The organism is Pseudoduganella sp. RAF19 (assembly GCF_052114165.1).
In the GTDB taxonomy this organism is placed as follows: Bacteria; Pseudomonadota; Gammaproteobacteria; order Burkholderiales; family Burkholderiaceae_D; genus Rugamonas.
In genome coordinates, this window is the sequence record NZ_JBFREF010000012.1 from 1 (window position 1) to 24,521 (window position 24,521).

Below are 24,521 nucleotides of genomic sequence, written 5' to 3' on the forward strand. Positions count from 1 at the left end.
ACTTCAATTGGAACCTTTGCGTTATGCGCGATTGCGGCGCGAACAGTTTCGTCCGGGTCACGTGCAAGACGATCAAATAGTTCTGAGCTGAGCTTCCGTTTTACTGCAACGGCATAGCGAACTTTAGGGTCCAAATTCAGCGACAGAATCTCAAGGATCGGAAGCGGTACAGTCTTGTTATGAGCAACCCATTCAAGCATATCGGGAAAGTGTTCAATAACTTCCACCCAGACTTGGATGCTCGCTGATTCGTTCGCGGCGCGAGTGTATTCGTCGGGAATCGCGCTCTGCCGCAAGCGAACAAACTCTGAAGCTGTAGAAATCATGACTCATATGTCCGTACTGAATTTTTAAGTTCCCAAATGACTGCAACTGGCCGATATCGGCAAGATCATCGGTAGCTATGCACTTCGTCGCTGTCCTGGGCTACGCGAGCGACAAACTCGTCGAAATCAGCTCCCGCGACTCCAGCATGAGTTTGTCCGAGTCCATATACACGGCCCTGTGGGGATGTAAGATCAACGACGAAGTAAACGCATTCGTATCCATAATCTGCGCAAACGAAAGTACCAGACGGCAGGGATTTTGCGATTCCGTCATCCGGAAATGCATCATGGACCGAGCGCCATTCACCAAGCGGCCAAAATCTCATCCAGGAACCACCGGGTTCTGTGCAGTATTCGCTTCCATTCATTATGAGGTAGTTCGCTCTAACCTGTGACACAAGCTTAAACCGATGAGCGTTCTCAAACTCAAGAAAATCATTCTCTTGCGCGGGCTCTCCCGGAATGCCTCCGGCATTTAGAATTTGATGTCGTATGCTGTTGAAGTTCATGACAATGCCAGTTTCGTTCGAATCATTTTGTGTTCTGCCGACCGGGTCCGCTATTGGCCGGTTCTCGTTGCGCACCGAAAAGACGTTTGGCAATCGCCCTTTTAGGGTTGCCAGAACCTTGATCGTGACGTTGTATGCTGTCACTCCCTCAGGATCACTTCTGTCCTCTTTCAGTTCATTTTCCACTAATACCCGGCCTACGACTATTGCATCAGCTGCCTGTATCTCAGATCGAAGCGGAACGTTGTATCCTGAGATTCCGCTCTTCGGGTCGAGGCAAAGCGCATGGGCTGCGTCTGTGTACATTAACGTGACTAAAACTAAAATGAATAGATGCAAAATTAATTTCATTGGCTTAGTTTATCGGTTGACCTTAGCTTGAGCGGCCGCTCCTGGCCGCATTCCGCCGATTATACAAATCCGCCTTTGGCATCTGATGTTGGCGCAGCAACCTCGTCATTAAAGCTATGGAGAATTTTTTGCAGCGCCGCTGCCTCCGCTCTTGCATCTTCAGGGTACAGAGCTCTCGATATATGCCTAGCTGCATCTGCCAGTATTGTTCCCCAGGCCAATTCCTCATCAATGCCCATGCTGTCCCTGTACATGCCAATCTTTAGCGAGCAGTGCAACTGCCTCTCTGCCAACCAAACACGCAGCATTTCGACAGATTCAATGTCTCTTTGTGCTGCGGGCGGGATTGGGCGTTCATTCATACAAATCTCTTCATAAATTTTCGACGGCTGCTTCTGGCCGGATTCGGCCTGCAAACCAGAATAGCATCTTGCCCACTTGCAAAGTTCACGATTTGTCACGACCGGGCGTAAGTTGCCCCAAAGCGCATTCGCACTAGCACCATGTGGGGCGAGTTGACCGGCACTCGCGGACGGGGTCATGCGACCGACAATAGCCGCCGTGCTGCGCTATACCAGCGGCCCTTCCTTCCGCGTTAATTGTCACGGTTAGGGTGAACTGATCACCCCATTCTCGCTTGTAGTAGCTAATCCTAGGCCAGGGTGGGGGTGCGAAGTCAAGCGCGACACGTGCCGTCGTGATTTCCTCTAGTCCGATTCGCGAGAGATTCGCCAGCTTTTCAAGAAGACGGCGATAGCGCGCCAATACAGGTGCGAATTCAGACGATGACGGAAGAATGGATAGCGTCAGCAAATCAAGTATTACCGTGGTCCGACCATACTGCTCGGCCAGCGAACGTAGTTTGCCGATTGCCCAGTAACCATTCAGATCGTTGTTCCGGCTATTGAATGAGCCGCACAAACCGATGGCAATATTCCTCAGGCGGGTCCCTCTAGGCATACATCAGTCCCATTCAATTAATTCAGTGCATTACGTCGAGACACTATGAGCCGCCTTTGGCCGAATGTGGCCAACAAGCCGGGAGCACGATTCTGTCGTTACGAAGAATCGTGGTGTTACCAAGCTGCTCCGTTCGTCCGAAAGCGAGAGTGGGACAGGGTTGAGGCTCCTCGCAATCCCGACCTTCTTCATCCTAAATGCGGGCAAGGAATTCCTCGCGCTTTAATCTGTAAAGGCAATGCCTGCGCAAAGGATGTCCTTCCCCCAAGGCCGGATGATCGAAGTCGGCGTGCGTGTTGTACATACCGATACGTTCCATCACAGCGCGTGATCGCAGGTTGCTTAGTGCTGTGAAGGAAACGATTTCCTCCAACTTAAGCCGATTGAAGCCGCAATCGAGCACCGCCGTAGCTGCTTCACTGGCATATCCTTGGCCCCAATAACGCTTAGCCAAACGCCAACCGATCTCGACGCAAGGCGAGAAGGGCAGACGGCGTATCGGCACGGACAAGCCCACAAAACCGATGAATTCACCCGTCGCACGAAGCTCCACTGCCCAGTTACTCCAACCCTGCGATGCGAATTGCTCAAGCCAGCGGTTGATACTGGCATCGCTCATTTCGCGCGACTGCACGGACGGGAAAAATTCCATCACAGCCGGGTCAGCGTTCATGGCGGCAAACGGCGCGCGGTCTGACTCACTCCACTTTCGCAACAGCAGGCGCCGCGTAGTAAGTGTAATTGCTTCTCTCATGGGACAAGGTATACCTTTTTGTCATCAGGCTCGCGGGGCCGCTGAGCGTGATCATCTACAGTCACAACACGAATTGCTGTTCTTCTCGAATTGAAGTGGACTAAAGGCCCGGTTCTCCACGGTGGCTGGAAGCGCAGGCCGAGGACGCGAGCTGCGGCAGTTGGACAGTCAACGTTTAAGGTAACCAGTGCTTGTATGGACTTTCAGCCGAGTTGCCAGATGCGTCGGTCCATACGTCATCAGGCAAGGACCGATCACGGTGTAGTATCCGATCATGGTCGGGATAAGTGACACGATCAACCTCTGCGCGTGTACCGATAATCATGCAACGGACCAAAGCTGCACTCTTGTTCCAGAGATAGTGGCCAACAGGGCTGCCCTTCGGGAAGGCTGCGGCGTCTCCCGGCGTCAGCACCTGCTCTTCTTCTCCTTCAATAACCGTGAGCTCGCCTTCGAGCACATACACAAGTTCATCTTCGGCTTCGTGCCAATGTTTGATCGATGACCTGGTGCCGGGCGCCAGCATGTGGATGAACGCGCCGACCTGGGTCAGTCCGCCTGGCTCGCTGATCCATTCCTCGCGGTTCGTGACACGCGGGTCTGATGTTTCAATCGTTTCAACTTGTCGTTGTGCGGCGCGGACGATTGGCATGTTATGGCTGATGTTGGGCTGCTGGTGTCGCTGCAAATCAGGGCTAAGCGGTTCCGATCTGCGGCACGCGCTTCCGGGGCTGATCGTCCGGAAGCGTGAGCCGGGTCGGTGTGATGAATTATGCAGCTACTTGAACGCGCGGCTCGCCGGCGGCCATTTCGCCGATCACGGCAGCCTCGCCGAAGCCGTGGCTGCGGAACAGTTCCAGCACCTGGTCCACGGCGGAAGGATCGCAGGACACCAGCAGGCCCCCCGAGGTTTGCGGGTCGGTCAGCAGGGTGTGCTGCGGCTGGGTGATGTTCGGCGACAGGGTGACGTCCTTGCCGTAGGCTTCCCAGTTGCGGCTGGACGCGCCGGTGAAGAAGCCGTCGTGTGCCAGCTTTTCCACGCCAGGCAGCAGCGGGATCTGCGACATGTTCAGCTTTGCCGTCAGCTTGGCGCCGCGCGCCAGTTCCAGCAGGTGGCCCAGCAGGCCGAAGCCGGTGACGTCGGTCAGCGCATTCACGCCCGGCAGGTCGGACAGCGCCTTGCCTGGCTTATTCAGTTTGGTGGTGTTGGCGATCATGGCCTTGTAGCCTTCTTCGTCCAGCACGTTCTTCTTCAGCGCGGCGGACAGCACACCCACGCCCAGCGGCTTGCCCAGCACCAGCACGTCGCCTGCCTTGGCATCGGCATTGCGCTTTACTTTGGATGGATGCACGAGGCCCATCACGACCAGGCCGTAGATCGGTTCCACGGAGTCGATGGTGTGGCCGCCGGCAATCGGGATACCCGCTTCGGCGCAGATGGATTCGCCGCCTTTGATGATCTGGCCGATGGTTTCAATCGGCAGTTTGTTGATCGGCATGCCCACCAGGGCCAGCGCCATGATCGGGGTGCCGCCCATGGCGTACACGTCGGAGATGGCGTTGGTGGCGGCGATGCGGCCGAAGTCGAAGGGATCGTCGACGATCGGCATGAAGAAGTCGGTGGTGGCGATCAGCGCCTGTTCGTCATTCAGTTTGTAGACGGCGGCGTCGTCGGCGGTTTCGATACCGACCATCAGTTCCTTCGGCACAGGGAAGCCGCTGGAGTTCTTCAGGATCTCGGACAGCACGCCGGGCGCGATCTTGCAGCCGCAGCCGCCGCCATGGGAGAAGGAGGTCAGTTTGATTTGTTCAGTGCTCATTTTTGAGGTCTTTCCTGGTTCTGATGGAGCAGATTATCTACCAAAGTGAGCAAGGCTGCCTGCTCGGTCGCGGGTTCAAATAGTTTGGCGCGTGCGGCGCATTGCGCGCGCAGGCGCTGCAGCCAGGCGGGATCGCTCACGCTGCGGTCGATCAGCGCTGCCAGCGCTTGCGCATCGCCGAGCGGGAAATAGCCTTCGTAGTCCTCGCCCAGCATGCCGCGGTTGCCGCTGATGTCGCTGGCCAGCACGGGGACGCCGCTGGTCACCGCTTCAATAATCACGTTGGCGCCGCCTTCCATCCTCGAGCAGATGGCCATGGCGTGCGCGCTACGCAACCGCTCCACGGTTTGGTCGTGGGACAGGGCGCCGAGCCACTCATAGCGTCCGGCCGCCGCGTTCTGTGTCGCGTGCGCTGCTTCGCCCAGCGCCGCATCCAGTGCGCCGCCGATATGCACCAGACGTGCCGACGGCTTCCGCACGAACTCCGCCGCGCGCATGAAGGTCAGCGGGTCCTTTTCATCGCGCAAATGGCCAATCATGACGATCTCATGCTGCTGAGCTTGTGTACGAATGTCGGATCTGACCCCAGGGTGTTTGGCCCCAAGGTGGGCGGATTGGTAGATGACGTGGGCTTTGGGGCGGGCGGCGGCGGGGAGTTCGTCGAGTCCGGCGGATTGGAGGACGACCAGGGCGTGCGCTGCCTCCAGGGAGGCTTGGGCGCTGGCGTCCGAATGGATGTCGCGGTATAGGTCAGTGCCGGTCAGCACGAGCAGGGTGGGGCGCTCGGGGTGTGCGGCGCGGAAGGCGGCCAGCGATGAAGCGGAGCGGCGAGCATGCAGGGCGATTAACAAGTCCGGCGCGGATGCCGCTGCAGCTGCATCGCGGGGCGGCGTGGCGGCAGGCGGTGTGGACGCCGCTGCTGACGATACATCGGACCAGTCGGTGCAGATCGATACGTCGTAGCGCGGTGCGAGGAAGCCCGCCCAACGGCTGGCCGTCTGCCAGTTGCCGTTATTGGCAGCGGCGAGGGCGGGGCTGACGATGCAGATTGTGGGCTTGCTCACTGGTGCTTGTCACTAAAAAGTCGCTACAATCGGTTATGACTTCCATTACAGCTTCGTTCCGAAACGCGCGCACCCAGCAGCTGGCCGACGCCTTGCAGAATGCGCGGAATTATACGCTTAGCCTGTTCGAATGTTTTGCTGCCGCGGGCATGGATCAAGCCATGCGCGTGCCGCAGCTGCGCATTGTGAATCCTCCTCTTTGGGAACTGGGGCACACCGCCTGGTTTGCGGAGTGGTTCATCCTGCGCGAAGCAGCGTCCAGCCATCCTGCGGACGCGCTTTTTCAATCCATGCTGCGCAAGGGCGACGACTGGTTCGACTCGGCCAACGTGCCGCACCGCAGCCGCTGGACGCTGGATTTGCCGACGACCGGCGGCGTAAAAACCTACTGCCACGAAGTGCTGGACCGCGTGCTCGATAAACTGAGCCGCGAACCGAATACGGACGAAGCGCTGTATCCCTACCGCCTGGTCCTGGCGCATGAAGACATGCACGGTGAGGCCTTCCTCTATACCCTGCAAACCCTCGGCCTGCAGGCGCCGCCCGAGCTGACGCGCGATGAGCCGTCGCGCAGCGCGCAGCAGGAAATCGCTTTCCCCGGCGGCACCCTGCAGCTGGGCAGCACTGCCGACACTGGCGGTTTCATTTTCGATAACGAGAAGTTCGCCCATCCCTGCTACGTCCCGCCATTCAGCATGGACGCCTCCCTGGTCACCAACGCGCAGTACACGGATTTTGTGGAAGACGGCGGCTATGATCGCCGCGAATACTGGAGCATCGCCGGCGCGGATTGGCTGATGCGCCAGGAACGCTCGGCGCCGCGCTACTGGCAGCGCGAGGGCGGGCAATGGCATACCCAGCGCTTCGGCCAGCCGGCCACGCTGGCGCGCTATGAGCCGGTGCGCCATATCAATCTGTATGAGGCCCAGGCTTACTGCATGTGGGCGGGACGCCGCCTGCCAACGGAATCGGAATGGGAATACGCGGCGCTCTACGGCCATCCGGCGTTCCAGTGGGGGCAGTTGTGGGAGTGGACGGCATCGCCGTTCGAACCCTATCCGGGCTTCGAGGCGGACCGTTATCGTGAGTATTCCGCGCCGTGGTTCAGCACACATCAGGTGCTGCGCGGCGCCTCATTCGCGACGCCGTCGCGCCTTGGGTCGGCGAAGTTCCGTAACTTCTACCTGCCTGAGCGCGACGATATCTTCTGCGGCTTGCGTACCTGCGCGCGCTGAATCAGCGCAGGCGGCGCTTAGCGCAGCAACAGCGAATCGGGAATCGGCGTGAAGGCCAGGCGGCGGTCGCCCATTTCTTCGCGCAGCTTCTCGATGGTTACGCCACTTGCTTCGTGCATCACCACCAGCAGGGCCGGGGAGATGGCGGCACGGCGGCTGCGTACCTTGCTGATCATCGGAGGCATGATGGCCAGCGCACGCGCCAGGGCGGCGTCGTTCTTCAGTTTCATGTGCTCGATCAGGAAATCGAGTAAACGGTTTGGATCGTATTGGAGCAGGTTATCGTGACCGTCGCTACCAGTAGCCGGGTCGGTCATCGCTGCGCCAGAGTTGTCGTGTAGGTCATGCATGGCGGCGCTCGAGGTGCAATATTGTCTGTTATTAAATATTAGTGTGGGAAGGCAACACTATATCCTCATTATCTGCCGCGATCGCCTCATATGCAAGAAAAAGGCCGCCTCGCGGGCGGCCTTGTGGCTTACTGGCAATACTTATTTCTTAAGGTGGTTGTCAAGCCAGTCGATGACGGTGTGGTGCCACAGAATCGAGTTGGCAGGCTTCAGTACCCAGTGGTTTTCATCCGGGAATACCAATAGTTTCGATTCGATGCCCTGACGCTGCAGCGCGGTGAAAGTGCCCAGGCCTTGCGCGGTCGGGATGCGGAAGTCCAGGTCGCCCTGTACCACCAGCATCGGGGTCTTCCATTTGCTGACGAAATTGACCGGGTTGAACTTTTCATACAGCGCCGGGTTGGCCCAGTAGGTGCCGCCATTTTCCCACTCGGTGAACCACAGTTCTTCGGTAGCGAATGCCATGCCGCGCTGGTCGAACACGCCATCGTGGTTGACGATGCACTTGAAGCCATCGCTCCAGTTACCTTCGATCCAGTTCATCATGTAGCCGCCGTAGGATGCGCCCAGTGCGCAGCTGCGGTCACGGTCCAGGAAGTCGTACTTGGCCACGGCTGCTGCCAGGCCTTTCTGCAGGTCTTCCAGCGGTGCGCCGCCCCAGTCGCCGCTGATGGCGTCGGTGAACTTCTGGCCATAGCCGGTGGAGCCGTGGAAGTCGATGAACACGGACGCATAGCCCGCGCCGGCGTACACCTGCGGATTCCAGCGATAGCTCCAGGAGTTGCCGAAGCTGCCCTGCGGGCCGCCGTGCACCAGGAAGGCGACCGGATACTTCTTGCCCGGTTCAGCATTCCATGGCTTCATCACGTAGCCATGCACGGTTTCGCCGTGCGCGCCCTGGAAGGAGAACTGCTCGTACTCGCCCATTTTGATGTCTTTCAGGCGGTCGGCATTGGCCCAGGTCAGCTGGGTGCCGGCCTGCTCGCCGCCGTCGGCCTTCAGCTTGATCAGCTGGGCGCCGCCGGACAGGCTGGCATGCGACACGATGACGGTGTCTTTGGCGGTATCGAATTCGCCCGCGTAGCCTTTGCCGGTCAGGGCGGTGACCTTGCCGCTGGACGCATCCAGCGAGAACAGGCGGTGGTTGCCGACGTCGTCTGCATTGGCCAGCAGGGCCTTGCCGTCGGCGCGCCATTCGAAGTCGGCGATGGAGCGGTCCCAGTTATCGGCCAGCACGCGCTTCTTGCCGGTGGCGACATCCATCAGCACCATCTTGAAGCGGTCCGCTTCAAAGCCGGGACGCGCCATGGCCAGGTAGGCCAGGGTCTTGCCGTCCGGGGAGAAGGCTGGCTTGGTGTCCCATGCCGGATTGTCCGCGGTCAGGTTGCGCGGAGCGGCGCCGCCCGCGGCCGGGATTTCATACAGGTCGAAGTTGGTGGACCAGGATTCGGATTTGCCTTGTGCACGCACGGAGAACACGATGTTCTTGCCGTCAGGGCTGAAGGTGAACTCTTTCGCGTCGCCGAAAGGCTTGGATGGCACGTCGCCGTCCAGTGTGCCACTCAGGCTGACCGGCTGCGCGGTGACCTTGCCGGAGGCGTCGATCGGCGCCGAGTACAGCACGTTGCGGCGGCCGTCTGCCCAGGTGTCCCAGTGGCGCACGAACATCTCGTTGTAGATCTTGCCGGTGGCCTTGTTCTTGGCCTTGTCGTCTTCGCGCTTTTTGCTGCAGGCCAGGTCGGCGCAATCGCGGTAGACGGCGAAGGAGAGGGCGATACGGTCGCCTTTCGGAGAAACGTGGAAGGCTTCCACGTCAACCGGGGTATCGGTGACCTTGACGGCTTCGCCGCCGCTCAGCGGCAGGCGCCACACCTGGGACGAGCCGGAACGGCCGCTCAGGAAGTAGACCGCGTCGCCGTTGGCCGACCACTCAGGATCGTGGCTGCTGGAGTCGTGCTGGGTCAGCTGCACCGGGCTTGGCTTGGCAGCGCGCAGGTCGATCATCCACAACTGGGTGATGCCGCGGTTCTTTTCCATATTCGTGCTGCGCACGGTGTAGACGACGCGATTTGCGTCCGGCGACAGCGCGGGGCTGCCAACGCGGTCCATGGACGCAAGGTCTTCGATAGTCAGGCCGCGCGGCGCGGCGACAGCACTGGTTGCCGCAGCGATGGCGGCGCCCATAACCAGCAGGCGTAGAGTCATTCGGTATCTCCGATCTGTTATCAAAAATGGCAAGCTTATGGCGAGCCAAGCGGGCATTATAATGCGCGTTATCCTCATCATCCGAGAAAGAAACTGTATGACGCGTATGGCGGCCCGGCTGCTGACTGCGGTCATGGCAGTGGCCTTTGTCGTTGTGGCCTTGCTGACCCAGACCTGGTACTTCAAGCCTTTGAAGCTGGAGTGGTTTTATCTGCGGGCTTTTACGTCTTATGCGTTGAAGAGCCCGGAGATGTTGTCGTCGATGCGCGTGCTGCCTTCCTGGGCGGAGTTTTACAGCACGCGGCTGGATGACGCCTCGCCGGCGCATGCCCACGCCGTGATGGATGAGTTGAAGTCCGATCTCACCACGCTGGAAGGCTACGACCGCAGCGATTTAAGCCGCAATGCGCAGATTTCCTACGACACGCTGCATTACTTTCTGCAGTCGGAAATCGACGGTGAGCCTTTCATGTTCTACGGCTTCCCCGTCAATCAGGTGCATGGCTTGCAGACTGCACTGCCGGAGTTCATGGCGGATGTGCATCAGGTGAAAACGAAAGGCGAGGCGGAAGACTACATCGCCCGCCTGCGCAAATTCCCGCGCAAGTTCGAGCAGCTGGTGGAGTCGCTGCGCGTGCAGGAAGACCTTGGAGTGCTGCCACCCAAGTTCATGATCGACCGTGTGATGGAGCAGCTGCAGGTGTTTGCCGGCCGTCCCGCGCGCGAGAACACGCTGTACACCAGCTTTGCCGCAAAGCTGGACCAGATTCCGCTGGCGGAGATGAATGAGCAAACCCGCAAGGAGCTGCTGGCGCAAGTCGCCGATGCGATCCAGACCAGCGTTTATCCCGCTTACGTGACGCTGATCCAGCACTTTCACGACATCGCGCCGCGTATCACGGGCAACCGCGGCGCCTGGGCGCTGCCGAACGGCGATGCGTATTACGCCTGGTGCGTGAAGCATTACACGACCACCAATCTGTCGCCGCAGCGCATTCATGAACTGGGACTGGCGGAGATGGAGCGCGTGTCGGCGGAGATGGACAAGATCCTGCGCACGCACGGCATGACCGAAGGCAGCATTGGCGACCGCATGACGGAGCTGGCGGAAGACCCGGCGCAGCATTATCCGAATACGGCGGAAGGCCGCAAGGCCATGCTGGACGATTACCAGGCCATCCTCGACGAAGCGCGCAAGCAGTTGCCGCAGGCCTTCGACATGGTGCCCAGGCTGCGGCTTGAAGTACGTCCGGTGCCGGAAGCAACGCAGTCCGGCGGGCTGGGTGCTTACTACATTCCCGGCTCCTTCGACGGCTCGCGTCCCGGCGTGTTCTACGTGAATATGCGCGCGGTGGACAAGATGCCGAAGTACACCATGCGCACCGAGGCGTATCACGAGGGCCTGCCGGGCCACCATCTGCAAATCCAGCTGGCGCAGGAACTGAAGGGCATTCCCTTCTTCCACAAGATCATCGGCTTCTCGGCCTACCAGGAGGGCTGGGCTTTATATGCGGAGCATCTGGCGGGGGAAATGGGACTGGAGCCGGAGCCCCTTGACCGGCTGGGCGGCTTGCGCGACGAGTTGATGCGCGCCGCGCGGCTGGTGGTCGATACCGGCATCCATTACAAGCACTGGACGCGCCAGCAGGGCATTGAATATCTGGTCGACAACACGGGCATGAGTACCTCCGAAGCGACGTCGGAAGTTGAGCGCTACCTGGTTGATCCGGGGCAGGCGCTGGCCTACAAAGTGGGCATGCTCACCATCCTCGGCTTGCGCGAACACGCCAGGCAGGAACTGGGCGACAAGTTCGACCTCAAGCAGTTTCACAACGAAGTCCTCAGCCACGGCGCGCTGCCGCTGACGGTGCTGGAGCGCGTCATCAACGACTGGATCGCCGCACGTAAAGGAGCGTGAACCATGAAGTACGACGCTAGTCTTGCATCACTGTTTCATCCGGCGACTATGCCGCCGTTGTTTGGTGTAGTGGGCGGACCGGCGGCAAGCTGGCCGGAAGCGGCGCGCTGCGCCGAGCTGTCGCGGCTGGCGTACTTCGATCCTGCGCCGGCCGTTTCGGAAGCCTGTGCGCTGGCTGGGCTCACGCAGTACACCTTCTTTAACGATGCCGGGACAGGCACGCAAGCCTTTGCCTGCAAGGCTGCCGACGGCCGCGCCTACATTGCCTTTCGTGGGACGCAGCCGAACTCCCTTTACGATCTGGTGGCGGACGCGCGATTCCTGAGCAAGCCCTGGCGCGGCGGTGGCAAAGTCCATGCGGGCTTTGCACAATGCTATGAAAGCGTTGCGTCGCAGTTGCGGGACTGGGTCAAGCAGCAGGCGCCGGATCAGTTGACGCTGACGGGGCACAGCCTGGGGGCGGCACTGGCGACGCTGGCGGCATCGGCGGATTTTACGGAGGCGCGGCTTGTGACGTTCGGATCACCGCGCGTGGGCAACGGCGAATTTGCAGCACGTCTGCTGCGGCGGGATGTGGAGCGGTATATCGATTGCTGCGATGATGTGACGCAGGTGCCGCCGTGTGGGCTGCTGCTGCAGTACACCCATCTGGAAGGCGCGCGCTACCTCAACCGCAACGGCAAATACCTGCCGGCGGCGGGGGACTTCGCCATGGCGGCAGACCGCGCGCGAGCGGAAGTCAATTACGTCATCTATAAACTCAGGCCCGGCAATGTGCTGACGCGTGGTCTTGCGGACCACGCCATGATCAACTACATCAGCGCCTTGCTGGGCCTGCGCGAAGCTTAGGTCAGAGCAGGGTCTTGGCCAATGCGGTCAGGCGATCCGCGTAGGCGTTGAGGTCCAGCTCCTTGCGTGCCACGCCGCTGCGCATGGCGGCGGCAGCGATCTTCGGCGTCACTTGCGACAGGAGACGGTCGTCCAGCAGGCCAGGAACCACGTAGTCCTTGCTGAAACGCTCGTCGCTGCGGGCGATGCCGGCGAGGGCGGTAACGCAGGCGCGCTTCATGTCCTGGTTGATCGTGGTGGCGCCGGTGTCCAGCGCTGCACGGAACAGGTAAGGGAAGCACAGGGCGTTGTTGATCTGGTTCGGGTAGTCCGAACGGCCGGTGGCGATGATCGCATCCGGCGCCACTTCGCGCACCAGTTCAGGGCGCAGCTCTGGCTCGGGATTGGCCAGCGTGAAGATGATCGGGGCCTTCTTCATCGACTTCACGTCGGCTTGCGACAGCAGGCCAGGACCGGACAGGCCGAGGAACACGTCCGCATCGACGATCACTTCGGACAGGGTCGTGGCCGTGGTGTCCTGCACCCAGTCGGCCTTTTCGCCGGTCAGGTTGCGGGCCTTGGTCAGCACGCCCTTGGAATCGCAGACGAAGATGTTCTCGCGGCTGGCGCCGATATCCACCAGCAGTTCCAGGCAGGCGATAGCGGCAGCGCCCGCGCCGGAGCAGACGATTTTCACGGTCGAGATATCGCGGCCGGTCATCTCGACGGCATTCAGCATGCCGGAACCCACCACGATGGCGGTGCCGTGCTGGTCGTCGTGGAAGACCGGGATCGACAGGCGCTCACGCAGTTTGCGCTCGATATAGAAGCACTCAGGCGCTTTGATGTCTTCCAGGTTGATGCCGCCGAAAGTCGGATGCAGGGCGGCGATGATGTCCACCAGCTTGTCCGGATCGGTTTCGTCGATCTCGATGTCGAAGGAGTCGATGCCGGCGAACTTCTTGAACAGCACGACTTTGCCTTCCATGACCGGCTTGCCGGCCAGTGCGCCGATATTGCCGAGGCCCAGCACTGCCGAGCCATTCGTGATCACTGCGACAAGATTGCCTTTTGCAGTGTATTCGTACGCCAGCGCAGGATCGCGGGCGATTTCCACGCAGGGCACAGCAACGCCCGGCGAGTAGGCCAGCGCCAGGTCGTCCTGGTTGCCGACGCTCTTGGTTACTGCAATCGCCAGCTTACCTGGCGTGCCTTCACTGTGGTATGCAAGAGCTTTTTGCTCCAAGCTGCTCATTATTTTCTGTCCTTTTTCATTGCGAAAAACGCCCGCAGCAGGCAATCACCTGTTGCGGGCGTATATTGCAGGCGCCGCGAGGGCGCCTGTAATTAGTATTTTTACGGATACAGGCCGCGCACTTCACGTGCAGCCAGCACTCGGGTGCATGCCAGGATGAAGGTTGCGGTACGCAGGGATACCTTCTTCTCTTGAGCGACTTCCCAAACCGAGTTGAACGCGTCTTGCATAATGCGGGTCAGACGAGCGTTGATTTCTTCCTCGCTCCAGAAGAAGCTGGAGAAGTCCTGCACCCACTCGAAGTATGACACGGTTACGCCGCCAGCGTTGGCCAGCACGTCAGGAACGATCAGGATGTCCTTTTCGTTCAGAATATCGTCGGCCTCTGGGGTGGTAGGGCCGTTTGCGCCTTCCAGAATGATCTTGGTACGGATCTTCGGTGCGTTTGCGGCGGTGATTTGCTGTTCCAGCGCCGCAGGGATGAGGATATCAGATTCGATGCCCCAGAAGGAATCACGGTCCTGAGTGGCTTCTGCACCAGGGAAGTTCGCCACGCCGCCGGTTTCTGCAACAAACTTGTGCAGTGCTGCGACATCCAGGCCGCCGGCGTGCACCACAGTGCCGGTGTGGTCCTGAACTGCGACGACTTTGGAGCCCGCATCGGCGAACATGGTGGCAGCAACGCCGCCCACATTACCGAAGCCCTGGATTGCAACACGTGCGCCCTGGATTGCCACGCCGCGCTTTGCAGCTGCTTCGCGGCCAGCCACGAACACGCCGCGGCCGGTTGCTTCGCGGCGGCCCAGCGAGCCACCCATGGAGATTGGCTTACCAGTCACCACGCCGGTCGACAGATTACCTTCGATCATGGCGTAGGAGTCCATCATCCAGGCCATCACTTGCTCGTTGGTGTTCACGTCCGGAGCCGGGATGTCCTTGGTTGGGCCGATGATCAGGCTGATCTCGCTGGTGTAGCGACGGGTCAGGCGCTGCAGTTCGCCGCGGGACAGGGTCTTCGGATCAACGCGAATACCACCTTTTGCACCACCGTATGGCACGTTGACGGCGGCGTTTTTCACCGTCATCCATGCCGAAAGGGCCATCACTTCCGACAGGGTTACGTCCTGGTGGAAGCGCACACCGCCTTTACCTGGGCCGCGCGACATATTGTGCTGCACGCGGTAGCCTTCGTAGTGAGCGATCGTGCCATCGTCACGTTCGATAGGTACGTCAACAACCAGGATGCGCTTCGGGCGCTTCAGGGTTTCCACCCAGCGGGACAGATTGCCCAGGTGTGGGGTAACGCGGTCGATTTGTTTCAGGTATTGACCCCATGGGCCGAGATCGTCGGCGTTGAGGTAAGAAGGCAGTGCGTGGTTCGTCATTGTGTGACTCCTCTGATTCGCGATTGTTCGGTTGATATCGTGGTTCTTGCTTTTGTTCTGATATCGAGCGAGGCGAATCCTACGCCTGAGGCACAAAGCCAGCCAATGCTGTATGCGCATTCGGTTATGCAAAATTTGCATAACCTGTCAAAAGGCTATCGTTCGGAGGCGGGAATGCGGCGTTTTTTATCCGCCGGTTGCTGCTGTTCTTCGAGGTACTCCCACAGCCGCGAAACCACGGGTTTTCCAGGCCTGGCGGGGCTTGGACGCTCGCGATACAGGCGGATTTCCATCTCGATTTCCCAGTCGCCGCGGTCGCCGCCGGCGGGCGCCAGAAGTTTTTGTTTAACTTCGCGCGTGACCGCGGATTCAGGCAGGAAGGCGATGCCGCGGCCTTCCAGCGCCATCATCTTCAGGCCTTCGGCCATATCGGTTTCGAAATGCGTTTCGAGATGCAGCGCCTGTTTGGTGTCGCTCAGGATCAGATCGACCATGCGGCCAAGATAGGCATTGTTGGTGTAGGAAAGGAAGGGGATGGGCGATGTTTTGCGCCCTGGCAGCGTGAACTCCGGTTGCCGCGCCTTGTCGCAGCGGGCGTAGGCACGCAAGGCTTCGCGGCCCATCACCAGCATGTCGTAGCGGCCCGGATCGAGCTGCACCGGCTGGCGCGGATGGTGATACACCAGCACCAGGTCGCAGCCGCCGTCCACCAGTTGCAGCACGGCGTCGTGCACGTTCAGTGCCATCAGTCGGCTGTTAATCGGTGCAAAGTTGGTCTCCAGATCCGAGATCCACTTCGGGATGAACGTCAGCGACAGCGTGTGCGGCGCAGCCAGGTCGATACTGGTCTGCGTCGCCGCACGCTTGCCGCGCAACAGCTCGCGCACGCCGTTGATCTGGCCCAGCATCTCCAGCGCCTGCTCGTAGAACACCATGCCCGCCGGCGTGACGCGCGTTGGATACGAGGTGCGGTCGATCAGGTCCGTACCGACCCAGTTTTCCAGCGACTGAATACGCCGCGAAAACGCAGGCTGCGTCACGTGACGCAGCTGCGCCGAGCGGCTGAAACTGTTCGTTTCAACGAGGGAGATGAAGTCTTCGAGCCATTTGGTTTCCATAGCCGTGATTTTACCGTGCGGCTTCGATGTGCCTCATTGGCGTGAACGTCCACGCGGCCGCTGCGCACACCACCAGAATGATGCCGCCGCCTTCGAAGACCAGTTGCAACGACACATAATTCAGCAGCCAGCCTGCAACCGCCGCCGACAGCGGCGCGAGGCCGAACAGGATGAACATGAAGATGCTCATAGTGCGTCCCATCATCTGCGGCGATACGCGGCGCTGAATCCAGGTGAACACGCCGACCTGCATGAAGCCTCCCAGCAGACCAAGGGCAATCAGCAGCGCCGCGCCTTGCCAGGTGGTCGTGATCATCCCGAGCGGGAACAGGATCAGGCCTGCGAAGAAGTCCACCGTCAGCAGCATGGCGCCAAAGCGCGGCAGGCGCAGTTTGCCGCTCATGCCGGAAGCGATCATGCCAAGCAGCGTACCGCCGCCGTGTGCGCCCATCAGAATGCCGAGTGCTGCCGCGCCGTGCAGGCGGTCTTTCGCCAGCACTGGCAAGGCGACCTGCATCGCACCGCCGATCAACAGCGACACCAGGCCCCAGTAAGCGAAACAGGTGCGCATTTCGACATCGCGCCACACCATTCGCAGGCCTTCGCCCACGGAGTGCAGCACGGCGCCGATGCCTTGCGGTGCTTGCGCCGCTGGTGCCGCAGCGCCGCCGGCGTCCGGCCGTGGCAGTATCGTCACGTGCGACAGCGTCCATGCGGAGACTGCATAGCTGAAGCTGTCGAAGGCGAACGCCAGGCCGAGCTGGCGGTCATTGTCCGCAACCGCCAGCAGCACTGCCGCGAGCAATGGACCGGCCAGGAAGGTCAGCTGGCGCATGCTCATCATGGTGCCGTTCGCGGCCTGAATCAGGTCGCGCGGAATCGCTTGCGGCGTCATCGAGGTGCCGGCCGGGATGCTGAACGCCTGCGCCAGTCCAATGCCCAGCGCCAATGCATACAGCGCAGGCAGGCTGACGTGGCCGGTCAGCGTGAGCGCAGCCAGCACGGCCAGCAGCACGGTGCTGGCGTGCTTGGTCAGCATCATCACGCGCTTCGGCGAGTAGCGATCGACCACTGCGCCGCCGATCAGGATGAAGATCGCGCGGGGAACGCCCATCAGCGCCAGCACGAGGCCCAGCGACAGCGGATCGCCGCTCAGCTTCAGCACCAGCCAGGGCAGGGCGACCATGGTGAACTGATCACCGAGCATGGACAGCAGACCGCCAGACGTCAGCCAGCGGAAGTTTGCGTTACTTTTCAGAGAGGGATTCATAGTCCGGGTCCGATCAAGTTGCCCAGCACGGCGCTTAAGGCGTCCAGCTGGTCAGGTCGTGAATGACGCAGTAATTCGTCGCACGCTTCACGAGCTGTCAGCGTAGCGTTGTCGAGTAATACATGTCCAGCGGGAGTGATGACGGCATAGCCGACGCGCGCATCGCGCTCGTCGGCCTGCCGTGCCACCCAGCCGGTTTTTTCTAGCGGCAGCAGGGTGCGGGTGACGCCGGAGGCGGTCAGGCCCTGGCGTTCGGCCAGGTCGACGCGGCGCAAGCGTCCGCCTGGCGCGCGCGCCAGGTGCTGCAACAGCATGAAATCACTGAAACTCAGGCCGTGGTGGCCGCCGAGTACGGTGTCGAGGCGGCGCACAATCGCCGCATTGGCCCGCGCCAGGCGCAGGCAGAAATCGAGTGCTTGATCCATGATTTATCCATGAGTGATGCTTGAGTAATCAAGTATATGGTAAATTCTTGCCGCGCGCCATAAAAACATCAAAATGTCGTGGCCGGTATCATGAAGCCATGAATCAGCGTAGATCTTTTCTCAAGAGTTCGGTGGCGCTGGCTTCTGCATTGAGCCTGCCATCCCTGGCGCGGGCGGCCATCGCGGCACCCCACGAGCGCAGCCTGCGCTTCTACAACACCCACACCGGCGAAACCCTGCGCACCATGTTCTGGGCCGGCGGCCAGTTCATTCCCGATGCTCTGCAGGATATCAATCACCTGCTGCGCGACCACTACAACAACAAGATCGCGGAGATGGACCCCGAGTTGCTGCTCCTGCTGAACAAGGTCAGCTCGCAGTTCAGCAATAACGAGGTGATTCACGTGATCTCAGGCTATCGTTCACCGGAAACCAATCAGATGCTGGCCGATCGCAGCGGCGGTGTGGCAAAGCACAGCATGCACATGGAAGCCAAGGCGATCGACATCCGCATGCCGGGACGCGACCTGGCGCAACTGCACAAGGCCGCGATGGCGTTGAAGGGCGGGGGAGTTGGCTACTATCCGACATCCCAGTTCGTCCATATGGACACTGGGCGCGTGCGTCACTGGTGACGGCTGAACATGGGATAGGGATCGATTGGCGTCCCTTGCCACCAATGCTTTTCCGGACCTAATTCAAACATCGCAAAATGCAGATGCGGCGTGTTCGCATCGGCATTGCCGGTGGAGCCCACATAGCCGAGCAGGTCGCCGCGCTTGATGTGCTGGCCTTCCTGTAGCGCGTTGGCGTAGTGGTCCAGGTGGGCGTAGTAGTAGGAATAGCGTTCGGTTGGATCGAACACGTACACCGTCAGCCCGCCCGGTTTGCTGTTGAACAGTTTGACCACCGTCCCGTCCGCAGCCGCCAGCACCGGCGTGCCGCGCGGCGCGAGGATGTCCAGCGCCTCGTGTTTGCGTTCGGTGCCGCGCGGCTGGTTGAAGGTGTCGCTCAACTGGCCGACGGTCACGCCAGCGACGGGCACCTGCAGTTCCGAGATCGGCGCATTGGGTCCGGCGGTGACGCCGCCGATCGACGCGCCGCTGGTGTCAGGCACGTTCGCGTAATTGGCCGCTGCCTGGCCGGGCGTGGTGTACGGCGGCGTTCCGTGCGATTCGGAATCGGTCGCAGGTGCCGGCGCGGGCTGCGGTGTTGGCGCCGCCTGCTGCGGCGGCGCAGGCAGTGCCGGTGTTGTGGGTGCCGCCGGTTCCGCAGTATCAGTGCGCGGCAGCGGCACCTGGTTCAGATAGGCGATGGTCCCTCCCGCGCCAATCACAGCGCCGAGGATAAGAATGCCGAGTGGTCGCATAAGGCCTCCTCATTCTTTCAGCACGACCGCAAAGCCGGGCGTGACCGCGTCCGCAACGAGCGCCGCATCCCAGTTCGTGAGGCGGATGCATCCGTGCGATTGCGTACGGCCGATATTGCCAGGTTCCGGCGTGCCGTGAATGCCGTAGTGGTCCTTCGACAAATCGATCCAGACCACGCCGACAGGGTTATTCGGACCTGGCGGAATCGTCGCTTTGGTTTCGTCAGGTTTCGCGTCCCAGAACAGCTTGGGGTTGTAGTGGAAGGGCGGATTGCGCGCGACGCCATTCACTTTCCAGTCACCGATTGGCAGTGGATCGTGATCGCTGCCTGTACTGGCGGGCATCTGGGCGATGATCTGGCCGTTGGAGTCAACCAGCATCAGCGTGTGCATGCTTTTGCTGACCACCAGCGTTGTCGCCTTCGGCAGCGGCTCCACGCCGGCGATATTCGGCACCAGAATTTCCTCGCCCGCGCGGTGCAGGTCCTTGCCCTTATTGAGCTTCTTCAGCAAGCCCGGGCTGGCGTGAAAGCGCTCGCCCAGCGCTTCCTCGACACTGGAAAAGCCCAGCGACGGCAAGCGTGCCTTGTCAGCCATTGACTCGGGCACAGGCTGGAATGGACCGCCGATATCGGCGTCCGTAATCGTGTAAGTGACCAGCGCGGGCTGGCCGTCATCCAGCGCATCCAGCGTGGACTTATCAGCCTTGCCCGTTTCCGGCAGGCCCTTCGCATGCTGGAAACCCAGCAAGGCCTGACGCATATTCGTGCCATACAGCCCGTCAATCTCGCCCACCGAGAAGTGGTGTCGATCGAGCAGCACTTGTGCACGCAGCACTGATGGCACATCAGTCTCGGCCTGCGCCCATGCACAGGCCAACAGCAGGGGAATGATCGAGGTTTTCATGCCCGACAGTCTCCCGCGTTCGCCGCCGCGCTTCTGTTCGGGAACGAACTAAGTGCATCGCTGACGAATGGCTCAGCTGATAGAGTCCAGGATTGTGATTCCTGTTGTCAACGATTTGCGACTTCCGCCGCCTTGGACCCCATGCAGGTACGCTACCAGCTCTGAATCGAAGGATATGGCCGTGCAAATGAAAAAGGCTGAGTTCGCGTGTGCGGAACTCAGCCTTTTGGTGTCAGGCCCAGCGAACCGGGCAGGGCTTAATTAGCGGTCGCCCCAAGGACGGCGCGGTGCGTCGCTGCGTGGCGCGCCTTTGTTGTAGCTGCCGCCTTCGCGGTTGCGGAAGTTGGACTCGCCGCGCTCGCGGAAGTTGCCGCCTTCTTTGCGGAAGCCGCCTTCGTTGCGCTGGCCGCCTTCGCTGCGGAAGCCTTCGCTACGTTCAGTGCGGAAGCCTTCGCTGCGCTCTGGACGATAGCCTGGGCTGTCGTTGCGGAAGCCGCCGCCTTCTTTGCGGAAGTTGCCTTCAGCGCGGAATGGACGGCTTTCGTTGTTGCGGTCGCCGCGGAATGGATTGCCTTCGCTGCGGTAGTGGCCGCCTTCGCTACGTGGGTTGCTGAAGCTGCGCTGGCCTGGCTTGCCGCCACGGCCGTCGCCTGGTTTCCAGCCACCGCCGCCGCCCGGACGGCTGGCGTTGCGCGGAGGCGCGGAACGCTTCGGCTCGAAACCTTCCACCACTTCGACCGGAATCGTCTGTTTGGTGAAGCGCTCGATGCGGCGCACGTGCATGTTTTCGGCGTGGTTCACCAGGGAGACTGCCTGGCCGTTACGGCCGGCGCGGCCGGTACGGCCGATGCGGTGCACATAGTCTTCCGGGAACTTCGGCAGGTCGTAGTTGAACACGTGGGTGATGTTCGGCACGTCGATACCGCGCGCGGCGACGTCGGTCGCGACCAGCACTTTCACGTTGCCGCGGCGCAGACCGTCCAGCGTACGGTTACGGGCGCCCTGGTGCATGTCGCCATGCAGTGCAGCAGCCGAGAAACCGGCGATGTTCAGGCGATCGGCGATGGTGTCGGCGTCACGCTTGGTGGCGGTGAAGACCACGGCCTGGTCCAGCGATTCGTCGCGCAGCAGGTGGTCCAGCAGGCGGTTCTTGTGCGACAGGTCGTCCACGAAGTGCACGCGCTGGGTGATGTTCTCGTGGCGCGCGGTGGTGCTTGCAACCTGGATCACCAGTGGATCTTTGGTGATGCGGCGGGCCATATTGCCCACGACGCCGTCCAGGGTCGCGGAGAACAGCATGGTCTGGCGGGTTTCCGGGGTAGCGGCGACGATCTTTTCGATGTCGTCGATGAAGCCCATGTCCAGCATGCGGTCGGCTTCGTCCAGCACCAGAATCTGCAGCTGGGAGAAGTCGATCTTGCCGGATTCCATGTGGTCGATCAGACGGCCAGGGGTGGCAACCAGGATGTCCGGGTTACGCGACAGCAGTTGCATCTGCTTCGGGTAAGGCATGCCGCCCAGGATGGACACGGCCTTGATCGCGCGCAGGTTGACGCTGTACTTGGAGGTATTGGTGGTGACCTGCAGAGCCAGTTCGCGGGTCGGGGTCAGCACCAGCATCTTCGGCTGGGCTGGACGGAAACGAGGACGCTCGCCGCGGGCGAACGCAGCCTGCTTCTCCTGGTTAGGAGTACGGCCCTGCTGCTGCGCGCTGCCGAATTCGGCCAGGCGGTGCAGGGACGGCAGCATGAACGCTGCGGTCTTGCCCGAACCCGTCTGCGAGGAAACCAGCAGGTCCTTACCAGCGATGGCAGCCGGAACGGCTTGCTCCTGCACGGCGGTCGGCTTGGTGTAGCCGGCTTCGGTCAGGGCGCTGAGGATGGACGGGTTAAGGCCAAGTGCTTCAAAAGTCATTGATATCTTTCGTAAAAATCGGAAATAGCTACGCCAACCAACAACGAAACGACTCTAAATACTTAGAAATTTCGGCACAAAAGCTTTGCGCCGGGACGGTGTCAAAGTTCGACACACAGGGCGGGGGGCTTTATGGACAGCATCCAACTTTTTGGGATGCCGGCAAAGGTTCGCGAAGCTGCTATATATGTGTTTTTATTTTCAGCTGCGGTATTGGTGCAGCGCACAAGGGAAGCATTGTACAGTAATTTCGTGGCTTATGCACCTGGTTCTTCGTGCGGTGTGGCCTGCGGGGCCAGGGCGGCCACCTGGCAGCTATTGCTGCTCGTCGCCGGGCGGCGAGGCAGCGTCGAATTTGGGCTTGATGCCCCGGCGTGCGAGGGCCTCGCGCAGCAGGAACTCAATTTCCGCGTTCACGCTGCGCAGGTCGCGGGCGGCCAGGCGTTGCAGTTCTTCCCACAGCGCCGGGTCTATCCGCAAGGGAAAGGCTTTTTTGCCGGGGCTTGCCATTGCTTAGTTGTACAGGGTGCCGGTGTTGACGATGGGCTGGGTGTCCTTGTCGGAGCACAGTACCACCAGCAGATTGCTGACCATGGCTGCCTTGCGTTCTGCATCCAGTTCCACGATCTCGCGCTCGGCCAGGCCTTTCAGCGCTGCTTCGACCATGCTGACGGCGCCGTGCACGATCTTTTGGCGCGCGCTGATGATGGCTTCGGCTTGCTGGCGGCGCAGCATGACCTGGGCGATTTCGGGGGCGTAGGCGAGGTGGGTCAGTTTGGCGTCCACCGTTTCGACGCCGGCGGCGCAGATGCGCTCTTGCAGCTCGGCTTTCAACGCGTGGGCGACTTCGTCCATGCCGGCGCGCAGGGTGGTTTCGCCTTCGGCCAGGTCTTCGCCCTCGTCGTAGGCGTACAGGGAGCCGAGGTGGCGCAGGGCGGCTTCGGCCTGGATCGCGACATAGCGCTCGAAATCGTCGACGTCGTACATGGCCTGGGCGGTGTCCTTCACGCGCCAGACGATGGCGGCGGCGATCTCGATCGGATTACCGCGCTTGTCGTTCACCTTCAGGATCGGCGCGTTCAGGTTGCGCGCACGCAGGGACAGACGTTTCTTACTGTACAGCGGGAAGGCCCAGCGCAGGCCTTCGCTGCGGTCGGTGCCGATGTATTGGCCGAACAGAGTGAGCAGGGCGCTTTCATTCGGACGCAGCATGTACAGGCCGCTAAACGACAGGATCGCGCAGAAAACCGCCCCGACGGCAATTAATGGCCGGAAGTTTTCCAGTGCGAGGAAGGCAAAAATAACCAGAACGACGCCGACTGCCAGGGCGAGATAGCCACTAAACGAAGAAAACGGTTTTTCGGTACGGGTCATGATTTATCCATGTGGGATCAAAGTGATATCACTTTAGGATCACTGTTTCGTATTGTCAAGAAATAAATCAGAGCCCACGGCGGAAGCCAGGTCAAAACCTACGGCGGAAACCAGGTCAGAACCTACGGCAGAAACCAGGTGGCAGGCACGATGTGCCTGCCACCAGCTTTTGCTTTGTGTGTAAAAAAAGCCGCTCGTGGGCGGCTTTTGGTTGGAGCGAAGTCAGCGATCAGGTGTAGTCGCTGGCGTTCAGGCCCATGACGTGGCTGAAGCCGCCGTCGACGTACATGATGTCGCCGGTGATGCCGGAGGCCAGGTCGGACAGCAGGAAGGCGGAGGCGTTGCCGACTTCTTCGATGGTCACATTGCGGCGCAGCGGAGCGTGGCTGGAGGCGAAGCCCAGCAGCTTGCTGAAGTCCTTGATGCCGGACGCGGCCAGGGTCTTGATCGGACCGGCGGAAATGCCGTTGGAGCGGATGCCGTGCTGGCCCAGGTTTTCGGCCAGGTAGCGCACCGACGCTTCCAGCGATGCCTTGGCCAGGCCCATGGTGTTGTAGTAAGGGATCGCGCGCACTGCACCCAGGTAGGACAGGGTCAGCACCGAGGAACCAGGCTTCAGCAGCGGCAGGGCGGCTTTCACCATGGCTGGGAAGCTGTAAGCGGAGATGTCATGGGCAATGCGGAAGTTTTCGCGGCTGAAGCCGTCCAGGAACTCGCCGGCAATTGCTTCCCGAGGCGCGAAGCCGATGGCGTGCACGAAACCGTCCAGCTGCGACCACTCTTTGCCCAGGTCTGCGAACAGGTTGTTGATTTGCTCGTCGCTGCTCACGTCGCAGTCGAACACCAGCTTGCTGCCGAATTCGGCGGCGAATTCGGTGATGCGGTCCTTGAAGCGGTCGCCGACATAGGTGAACGCCAGTTCAGCGCCTTCGCGGTGGCAGGCCTGGGCGATGCCGTAAGCGATCGAACGGTTGGACAGAACGCCGGTGATGAGGATTTTTTTGCCTTGCAGGAAAGCCATCTATTTGCTCCAGTGGGTACAGCGTGTTGGGTGGTTCGGCGGATCGATGATCCGCCCTACGCATCACGACGGACGAGGGTCGTAGGGCGGATCATTGATCCGCCGCATGCGCAACGCAAGACAGAGATTGTATTGCCATGACGCCACGACTGCAAGTTTGCCAA

At 60.7% G+C, this 24,521-nt stretch carries 23 protein-coding genes and 1 pseudogene; 4 read left to right on the forward strand and 20 right to left on the reverse strand.

Annotated features, from left to right (window positions below; all coding sequences use genetic code 11):
* The 7 genes and pseudogenes from AB4Z19_RS26860 to senB form a co-directional block, all read right to left on the reverse strand.
* Positions 1-326 (reverse strand): annotated as a pseudogene (locus tag AB4Z19_RS26860) (hypothetical protein); the annotation flags it as partial.
* A 65-nt stretch (positions 327-391) separates the two neighbouring features.
* Positions 392-1,186: a hypothetical protein gene (locus tag AB4Z19_RS26865; protein ID WP_442036640.1), complete on the reverse strand. Its 795-nt coding sequence runs from the start codon at positions 1,184-1,186 to the stop codon at positions 392-394.
* A gap of 59 nt (positions 1,187-1,245) precedes the next feature.
* Positions 1,246-1,548: a DUF5076 domain-containing protein gene (locus AB4Z19_RS26870; RefSeq protein WP_442030309.1), complete on the reverse strand. Its 303-nt coding sequence runs from the start codon at positions 1,546-1,548 to the stop codon at positions 1,246-1,248.
* A 791-nt stretch (positions 1,549-2,339) separates the two neighbouring features.
* Positions 2,340-2,900, reverse strand: coding sequence for a GNAT family N-acetyltransferase (locus AB4Z19_RS26875; RefSeq protein ID WP_442030377.1), 561 nt, complete (start codon positions 2,898-2,900; stop codon positions 2,340-2,342).
* Between the two features lie 175 nt (positions 2,901-3,075).
* Entirely contained in the window at positions 3,076-3,552 is a 477-nt protein-coding gene (locus AB4Z19_RS26880) for a cupin domain-containing protein (RefSeq protein ID WP_442029947.1), read from the reverse strand.
* A 118-nt stretch (positions 3,553-3,670) separates the two neighbouring features.
* Entirely contained in the window at positions 3,671-4,720 is a 1,050-nt protein-coding gene (selD, locus tag AB4Z19_RS26885; protein WP_442036642.1) for a selenide, water dikinase SelD, read from the reverse strand.
* Positions 4,717-5,784 (reverse strand): selenoneine biosynthesis selenosugar synthase SenB, encoded by a 1,068-nt coding sequence (senB, locus tag AB4Z19_RS26890; RefSeq protein WP_442028974.1) that lies wholly within the window; start codon positions 5,782-5,784, stop codon positions 4,717-4,719. The genes selD and senB overlap by 4 nt, the downstream gene beginning before the upstream one ends.
* A gap of 35 nt (positions 5,785-5,819) precedes the next feature.
* Between senB and senA the strand changes: the two genes are divergently transcribed.
* Positions 5,820-7,019, forward strand: a complete 1,200-nt coding sequence (gene senA / locus AB4Z19_RS26895; RefSeq protein WP_442028975.1) for a selenoneine synthase SenA — start codon at positions 5,820-5,822, stop codon at positions 7,017-7,019.
* A gap of 17 nt (positions 7,020-7,036) precedes the next feature.
* Here senA and AB4Z19_RS26900 read toward each other — a convergent pair whose 3' ends face one another.
* Together AB4Z19_RS26900 and AB4Z19_RS26905 are read right to left on the reverse strand one after the other, a co-directional pair.
* Entirely contained in the window at positions 7,037-7,369 is a 333-nt protein-coding gene (locus AB4Z19_RS26900) for a hypothetical protein (protein WP_442028976.1), read from the reverse strand.
* A 141-nt stretch (positions 7,370-7,510) separates the two neighbouring features.
* Positions 7,511-9,574 carry a prolyl oligopeptidase family serine peptidase gene (locus AB4Z19_RS26905; protein ID WP_442036644.1) on the reverse strand — a complete coding sequence of 688 codons (2,064 nt, stop codon included), beginning with the start codon at positions 9,572-9,574 and terminating at the stop codon, positions 7,511-7,513.
* A gap of 97 nt (positions 9,575-9,671) precedes the next feature.
* Between AB4Z19_RS26905 and AB4Z19_RS26910 the strand changes: the two genes are divergently transcribed.
* A complete protein-coding gene (locus tag AB4Z19_RS26910; RefSeq protein WP_442036646.1) occupies positions 9,672-11,492 on the forward strand; it encodes a DUF885 domain-containing protein in 1,821 nt (606 codons plus the stop codon).
* Positions 11,493-11,495: 3 nt separating this feature from the next.
* Complete coding sequence (locus tag AB4Z19_RS26915) at positions 11,496-12,341, forward strand: lipase family protein (protein ID WP_442036648.1); 846 nt, start codon at positions 11,496-11,498, stop codon at positions 12,339-12,341.
* A gap of 1 nt (position 12,342) precedes the next feature.
* Here the strand turns inward: AB4Z19_RS26915 and AB4Z19_RS26920 are convergent, their stop codons facing one another.
* From AB4Z19_RS26920 to AB4Z19_RS26940, 5 genes are all read right to left on the reverse strand, one after another.
* A complete protein-coding gene (locus AB4Z19_RS26920; RefSeq protein ID WP_442036650.1) occupies positions 12,343-13,575 on the reverse strand; it encodes a malic enzyme-like NAD(P)-binding protein in 1,233 nt (410 codons plus the stop codon).
* 101 nt (positions 13,576-13,676) lie between these two features.
* Complete coding sequence (locus AB4Z19_RS26925; RefSeq protein ID WP_442028169.1) at positions 13,677-14,960, reverse strand: Glu/Leu/Phe/Val family dehydrogenase; 1,284 nt, start codon at positions 14,958-14,960, stop codon at positions 13,677-13,679.
* A gap of 155 nt (positions 14,961-15,115) precedes the next feature.
* Positions 15,116-16,078, reverse strand: coding sequence for a LysR family transcriptional regulator (locus AB4Z19_RS26930; protein ID WP_442028170.1), 963 nt, complete (start codon positions 16,076-16,078; stop codon positions 15,116-15,118).
* 10 nt (positions 16,079-16,088) lie between these two features.
* On the reverse strand, positions 16,089-17,348 hold the full coding sequence (locus tag AB4Z19_RS26935; protein WP_442036652.1) for an MFS transporter: 1,260 nt from the start codon (positions 17,346-17,348) through the stop codon (positions 16,089-16,091).
* Positions 17,345-17,773 (reverse strand): MarR family winged helix-turn-helix transcriptional regulator, encoded by a 429-nt coding sequence (locus AB4Z19_RS26940; protein WP_442036654.1) that lies wholly within the window; start codon positions 17,771-17,773, stop codon positions 17,345-17,347. The genes AB4Z19_RS26935 and AB4Z19_RS26940 overlap by 4 nt, the downstream gene beginning before the upstream one ends.
* Positions 17,774-17,871: 98 nt before the next feature.
* Here AB4Z19_RS26940 and AB4Z19_RS26945 point away from each other — a divergent pair, with 98 nt between their 5' ends.
* Positions 17,872-18,408 carry a DUF882 domain-containing protein gene (locus AB4Z19_RS26945; RefSeq protein ID WP_442029609.1) on the forward strand — a complete coding sequence of 179 codons (537 nt, stop codon included), beginning with the start codon at positions 17,872-17,874 and terminating at the stop codon, positions 18,406-18,408.
* Here AB4Z19_RS26945 and AB4Z19_RS26950 read toward each other — a convergent pair.
* From AB4Z19_RS26950 to fabI, 6 genes are all read right to left on the reverse strand, one after another.
* The gene (locus tag AB4Z19_RS26950) at positions 18,399-19,142 is read right to left on the reverse strand and encodes a M23 family metallopeptidase (protein WP_442029607.1); all 744 of its coding nucleotides are present in this window, start codon (positions 19,140-19,142) and stop codon (positions 18,399-18,401) included. The genes AB4Z19_RS26945 and AB4Z19_RS26950 overlap by 10 nt on opposite strands.
* 9 nt (positions 19,143-19,151) lie before the next feature.
* Positions 19,152-20,048 (reverse strand): L,D-transpeptidase family protein, encoded by an 897-nt coding sequence (locus AB4Z19_RS26955; protein WP_442036656.1) that lies wholly within the window; start codon positions 20,046-20,048, stop codon positions 19,152-19,154.
* Between the two features lie 261 nt (positions 20,049-20,309).
* Positions 20,310-21,962 (reverse strand): DEAD/DEAH box helicase, encoded by a 1,653-nt coding sequence (locus AB4Z19_RS26960; RefSeq protein ID WP_442036658.1) that lies wholly within the window; start codon positions 21,960-21,962, stop codon positions 20,310-20,312.
* 315 nt (positions 21,963-22,277) lie between these two features.
* The gene (locus tag AB4Z19_RS26965; RefSeq protein ID WP_442036660.1) at positions 22,278-22,442 is read right to left on the reverse strand and encodes a hypothetical protein; all 165 of its coding nucleotides are present in this window, start codon (positions 22,440-22,442) and stop codon (positions 22,278-22,280) included.
* Between the two features lie 33 nt (positions 22,443-22,475).
* Positions 22,476-23,336 (reverse strand): SPFH domain-containing protein, encoded by an 861-nt coding sequence (locus AB4Z19_RS26970; RefSeq protein WP_442029559.1) that lies wholly within the window; start codon positions 23,334-23,336, stop codon positions 22,476-22,478.
* A 229-nt stretch (positions 23,337-23,565) separates the two neighbouring features.
* Positions 23,566-24,357 (reverse strand): enoyl-ACP reductase FabI, encoded by a 792-nt coding sequence (gene fabI, locus AB4Z19_RS26975; protein ID WP_442036662.1) that lies wholly within the window; start codon positions 24,355-24,357, stop codon positions 23,566-23,568.
* Positions 24,358-24,521 lie beyond the last annotated feature (164 nt).